5 protein-coding genes and 1 pseudogene are annotated in these 5,259 nt (G+C 70.0%); 5 read left to right on the forward strand and 1 reads right to left on the reverse strand.

All coding sequences use genetic code 11. The features are described 5' to 3' along the window. A partial coding sequence (locus AB0C29_RS32255) for a hypothetical protein (protein WP_360828200.1) occupies positions 1-260 on the reverse strand: 260 nt, incomplete at its 3' end. A gap of 417 nt (positions 261-677) precedes the next feature. Here AB0C29_RS32255 and pdhA point away from each other — a divergent pair. The 5 genes and pseudogenes from pdhA to AB0C29_RS32280 all read left to right on the forward strand — a co-directional run. Then, entirely contained in the window at positions 678-1,817 is a 1,140-nt protein-coding gene (pdhA, locus tag AB0C29_RS32260; protein WP_360828203.1) for a pyruvate dehydrogenase (acetyl-transferring) E1 component subunit alpha, read from the forward strand. Then, a complete protein-coding gene (locus AB0C29_RS32265) occupies positions 1,814-2,797 on the forward strand; it encodes an alpha-ketoacid dehydrogenase subunit beta (RefSeq protein ID WP_360828210.1) in 984 nt (327 codons plus the stop codon). The genes pdhA and AB0C29_RS32265 overlap by 4 nt, the downstream gene beginning before the upstream one ends. A gap of 5 nt (positions 2,798-2,802) precedes the next feature. After that, positions 2,803-4,371, forward strand: coding sequence for a dihydrolipoamide acetyltransferase family protein (locus AB0C29_RS32270; RefSeq protein ID WP_360828206.1), 1,569 nt, complete (start codon positions 2,803-2,805; stop codon positions 4,369-4,371). 166 nt (positions 4,372-4,537) lie between these two features. After that, positions 4,538-4,675 carry a hypothetical protein gene (locus AB0C29_RS32275; RefSeq protein WP_360546843.1) on the forward strand — a complete coding sequence of 46 codons (138 nt, stop codon included), beginning with the start codon at positions 4,538-4,540 and terminating at the stop codon, positions 4,673-4,675. A gap of 300 nt (positions 4,676-4,975) precedes the next feature. Further along, positions 4,976-5,259: pseudogene (locus tag AB0C29_RS32280) on the forward strand (hypothetical protein); the annotation flags it as partial.

The raw sequence follows: 5,259 nt of genomic DNA on the forward strand, positions 1-5,259 counted from the left end.
GCCGGCCGGACCGGTCCGGTCGAGGCCGGCGGGATGAACGGGACGTCCATCGCGCCGGTGCGGTCGTCGTCGAGTTCGCGGGAGCCGGCGGTGATCGCCGCCAGGGTGGGCAGCGACGCGAGCCCGACCAGCATCGCCACGATGAGCACGTAGCGCCGGGTCGGGCCGGAGAAGCCCTCGGCGCTGTAGACGCCGTTGAGCCGCTTGCGCATCACCTTGATCGGCGGCACGAGCCCGTCGTCGTCCGGTTGCTCCGGCACGGCCAGCACCCCCTGCGTAAAGATCAACTTGGATCTGTCTCGGCTATCGGGGTGAACGACGCATGGCCGTTCGGGCAGCGGCGAAAGTTGTCCGTTCCGACAGAAGTGATGGCACGAAAACCGCTTAACCGGACAAACACGGGCACGAATGACTCCGCAAGATTTCGGATCTGTGATCGACCTGACCTGTGGCGCCACTCACGTTCTCTGCGAGGATGGGGGCGACGGCACCGCCGCCGTCGCGGCTGGACCAAGCAGCGGGACGCGGTGGGAGCCGTCACTCCCCGGCGGGGTCTGTGATCCCGCCGACCAGCCGCGCGGCAACCTCACCCGGGCCAGGCGCGGCGAACCCCAGCGGTCAGCCGCGCGGACGGGCAACACCCGCCGTGGGCGCAGAGATGAAACAGGGAGACACGGATGGCGAACGGCGAAAGCGAAGTCGGGGCAGACGCTCCGGCCGGCGGCTTCGTTCAGCTACTGACGCCCGACGGTGAGCGCATCGACAGCGTCACCACGGCGGAGGGCGTTACCTACTCGGTCGACTTCACCGACAGCGAGTACCGAGAGCTGTACCAGGACCTCGTGACGGTCCGCCGCCTGGACGCCGAGGCGACCGCCCTGCAGCGGCAGGGTGAGCTGGGGATCTGGGCCAGCCTGCTGGGCCAGGAGGCCGCTCAGGTGGGCTCCGGCCGGGCCCTGCGCCCGCAGGACATGGCGTTCCCGACCTACCGCGAGCACGGCGTGCTCTACACCCGCGGGATCGACCCGATCATGCCGTTCGGCCTGTTCCGGGGCGTCGACCAGGGCGGCTGGGACGCGAACAAGTACAAGTTCAACGGCTACACGATCGTGATCGGCTCGCAGACGCTGCACGCCACCGGCTACGCCATGGGCGTCACCATGGACGGCAAGACCGGCACCCCGGACGGGGAGGCCGTCATCGCGTACTTCGGCGACGGCGCCACCAGCCAGGGCGAGGTCAACGAGGCGTTCGTCTGGGCCGGCGTGTTCCACGCCCCGATGGTGTTCTTCTGCCAGAACAACCAGTACGCCATCTCCGAGCCGCTCGAGCGGCAGACCCGCATCCCGCTGTACCGGCGCGCGGCCGGCTTCGGCTTCCCCGGTGTCCGGATCGACGGCAACGACGTGCTGGCCACGTTCGCGGTGACCCGGGCGGCGCTCGACCAGGCCCGTAACGGTCAGGGCCCGACGCTCATCGAGGCGTACACGTACCGGATGGGTGCGCACACCAGCTCGGACGACCCGACCCGCTACCGCATCGCCAGCGAGGTCGAGTCCTGGAAGGCCAAGGACCCGATCAGCCGGCTCAAGGCGTTCCTGACCAAGCAGCAGGTCGCCGACGACACGTTCTTTGCCGAGGTCGACGAGTCGGCCCGCAAGCTGGCCCTGGACCTGCGCGAGCGAGTGCTGGCCATGCCCGACCCGCAACCGGTCACCATGTTCGACCACGTCTACCCGAACGGCTCGCCCGAGCTCGACCAGCAGCGCGCGCAGTTCGCCGCCTACGAGGCCTCGTTCGAGGGGAGCACCCACTGATGGGCGAGACGATCACCCTTGGCAAGGCCCTGAACCACGGCCTGCGCCGCGCGCTCGAGAACGACCCCAAGGTCGTCATCATGGGCGAGGACGTCGGCAAGCTCGGCGGCGTCTTCCGGATCACCGACGGCCTGCAGAAGGACTTCGGCGAGGACCGGGTCATCGACACCCCGCTGGCCGAGGCCGGCATCGTGGGCACCGCGGTCGGCCTGGCCATCCGCGGATACCGGCCGGTCTGCGAGATCCAGTTCGACGGGTTCGTCTTCCCGGCCTACAACCAGATCGTCGCCCAGGTGGCGAAGATGTACTACCGGTCGCTGGGCAAGGTCCGGGTGCCGATCGTCATCCGGATCCCGTACGGCGGTGGCATCGGCGCGGTCGAGCACCACTCCGAGTCGCCCGAGGCGTACTTCGCCCACACCCCCGGCCTCAAGGTCGTGACCTGCTCGAACCCGGCCGACGCGTACGCGATGATCCAGCAGTCGATCATCTCCGACGACCCGATCGTGTTCTTCGAGCCGAAGCGCCGCTACTGGGAGAAGGGTGTGGTCGACCTCGACGCGCCCAGCGACTTCCCGCTGCACGCGTCGCGGATCGTGCGTGACGGGTCGGACGCCACTGTGATCGCGTACGGGCCGATGGTCCGTACCGCCCTGGACGCGGCGCAGGCCGCGGCCGAGGACGGCCGCAACCTGGAGGTCGTCGACCTGCGCACGCTCTCCCCGCTGGACCTGGGCCCGGTCTTCGAGTCGGTCCGGCGGACCGGCCGGGCCGTGGTCGTGCACGAGGCTCCCGGCAACCTCGGCCTGGGCGCCGAGATCGCCGCCCGGATCACCGAGGAGTGCTTCTACTCCCTGGAGGCGCCGGTGCTGCGGGTGACGGGCTTCGACGTGCCCTACCCGGCCGCCCGCGTCGAGGAGGAGTACCTGCCCGACCTGGACCGGGTGCTGGACGCCGTCGACCGTTCGTTCGGCTGGTGACGTCGATGTCCCGGATCAAGGAGTTCACGCTGCCCGACCTGGGCGAGGGCCTGACCGAGGGCGAGATCCTCGCCTGGCTGGTCAAGGTCGGCGACACGATCGAGCTGAACCAGCCGATCGTCGAGGTGGAGACGGCCAAGGCGGCCGTGGAGATCCCGGCCAAGTGGGGCGGGGTCGTCACGCAGATCTTCCACGAGGCCGGCACGACGGTCGAGGTCGGTGCGCCGATCATCTCGATCGACACCGATCCGGGCGCCGGCCCGGTGCCCTCCGCGGAGTCCCTCGCGGCGGTCGAGCTCGCCCCCGAGGAGGGCTCGGTCGAGCCCGGCATGATCGGCGGCCCGGCTCCGGGCGGCCGCACAGCCGTGCTGGTCGGTTACGGCCCGAAAACCGCAACTGCCAAACGCCGACCCCGCATCGGTACGCCCACAGCGTCGACAACCGCAGCACCACCCGCCCAACCTCCGGCAGCTGCACCGACGCCCGTGGCCCAGCCGACCCCGGCTACCTCCCAGCCCCCGGCGGCCGCAGCACCCGCACCGCCCCAGCCCGCTCCCGTGACACCGGCTCCCGTCACACCAGCTCCCACGACACCCGCTCCCGTGGCACCGGCTCAGCCGGCCGCGGGCGTGACAGCCCGGCCCGCCGGGCCGGTGCTCGCCAAGCCGCCGGTACGCAAGCTCGCCCGCGACCTCGGGGTCGACCTGACCACGATCGCCGGCACGGGCCCGCTCGGCTCGATCACCCGCGACGACGTCCAGCAGGCGGCAGCGTCCCCGTCGGCGTCCTCCCCGGCTCTCACAGAGACGGACGTCACTGAGTCGCTCGTCACCCACTCGGCGCCCGCGTCGGCCGCGGTGTTCGACGCCTCGCGGGAGCAGCGCATCCCGATCAAGGGCGTCCGCAAGCTGACGGCCGAGAACATGGTCGCGTCGGCGTTCACCGCGCCGCACGTGACCGAGTTCCTGACCGTGGACGTGACCAGGACGATGAAGTCGCTGGAGCGGCTCAAGGCCCGGCCGGAGTTCCGTGACGTGCGGATCTCCCCGCTGCTGTTCGTGGCCAAGGCCGTGCTGCTGGCGGTCAAGCGGCACCCGATGGTCAACTCGACCTGGTCCGCGGCGACGAACGAGATCGTCGTCAAGGACTACGTCAACCTGGGCATCGCGGCCGCGACCCCGCGTGGCCTGATCGTGCCGAACATCAAGGACGCGGGCCGGCTGACGTTGCGTGAGCTGGCGGACACCCTGACTGCCCTCGTGCAAACGGCCAAGTCGGGCAAGACCCCGCCGTCCGACATGTCCGGCGGAACGTTCTCGATCACCAACGTGGGCGTTTTCGGCATCGACACGGGAACGCCGATCCTGCCCCCGGGCGAGGCAGCCATCCTGGCCTTCGGTGCCATCCGGCCGACGCCGTGGGTCCACAAGGGAAAGATCAAGATTCGCCAGGTCACCACCCTCGGGCTCTCGTTCGACCACCGGATCATCGACGGCGAACTGGGCTCGAAGTTCCTCCGCGACATCGGCGGCTTCCTGGAGGATCCAGAGGCGGCAATGCTCTCCTGGACCTGAGTTTCGTCGGCAACCAGATTTCCCAGCCTTCGATCCTTAGGTAGGTAAGCGGGATCACCCCTCAAATCGTTGGCGGTACGTGTTCCGGCGCGGTTCAATAGAACAAGCGCCGGAACACGGCACCACAGCAACGAGGCCAGCGATGGCCCAAGGGAGTGAGCACCGCATGAGCACCATCGAGCGCATCCGCAACCGCCGCATCGCCAAGCGCAACGCCCGCGCGATCGACCGCGCGTGGAAGTCGGCGCCGACGCAGTCGATGCGGGACGAGATCGCGATCCTCAGCCAGCAGCGCATGTTCTGATCACCTGCTGAGCAACACGGCACCCGACGGCCCGCCCGGTTCTCCGAGCGGGCCGCCGTCGTTCCAAAAAGGGCAATTGCCTCCTAAAGGTCGCCCTCCTTCGTGATTTACGACGCACCGCCACGCTCTCCACGGCGTACACCGGGATTTCTTCCGCCCGCGACGCCCGGTACGGTTGGCGACGGTCACCTGCCCGGCTCGGCCGGCCGGGCGGGGCAGTGACCGGGCGACGCCCAGCTCTGCAGGGTCGGCCGCGTCCGTGGCAAGCTGGCACGGCCGACAGTCATGGAGGAGGCGCGTATGACGTCCGAGGGCCAGCACGCCGGCCACCAGCCGGGGGCCACGTCGGGCAGCGGAGCCGACCCGTTCGGCACCGACGGCGGCTTCCCGCCGGACGCCTTCCCACCGGACTCCGATGGTCACAAGACCGCCGACCGGGCCCCGTCGTACCCGCACGCCCAGGAATCCTTCCCGAGCGCGTACGCCCCACCACCGCACGCCACCCCCAACGGCGGCTCGCCGTTCGTGGTGCCCGCGGTGCCGCCGGCCGGCCAGCAGCCGGCGCCGCAGCAGCCACCCGGCTT

This window comes from Actinoplanes sp. NPDC048791, assembly GCF_040650095.1.
Classification (GTDB): domain Bacteria; phylum Actinomycetota; class Actinomycetes; order Mycobacteriales; family Micromonosporaceae; genus Actinoplanes.

Excerpts from the sequence above, each read along its gene's own strand:
- pdhA (WP_360828203.1), top strand. The coding sequence starts at position 678 with ATGGCGAACGGCGAAAGCGAAGTCGGGGCAGACGCTCCGGCCGGCGGC.
- AB0C29_RS32275 (WP_360546843.1), top strand. The coding sequence starts at position 4,538 with ATGAGCACCATCGAGCGCATCCGCAACCGCCGCATCGCCAAGCGCAAC.
- AB0C29_RS32270 (WP_360828206.1), top strand. The coding sequence starts at position 2,803 with ATGTCCCGGATCAAGGAGTTCACGCTGCCCGACCTGGGCGAGGGCCTG.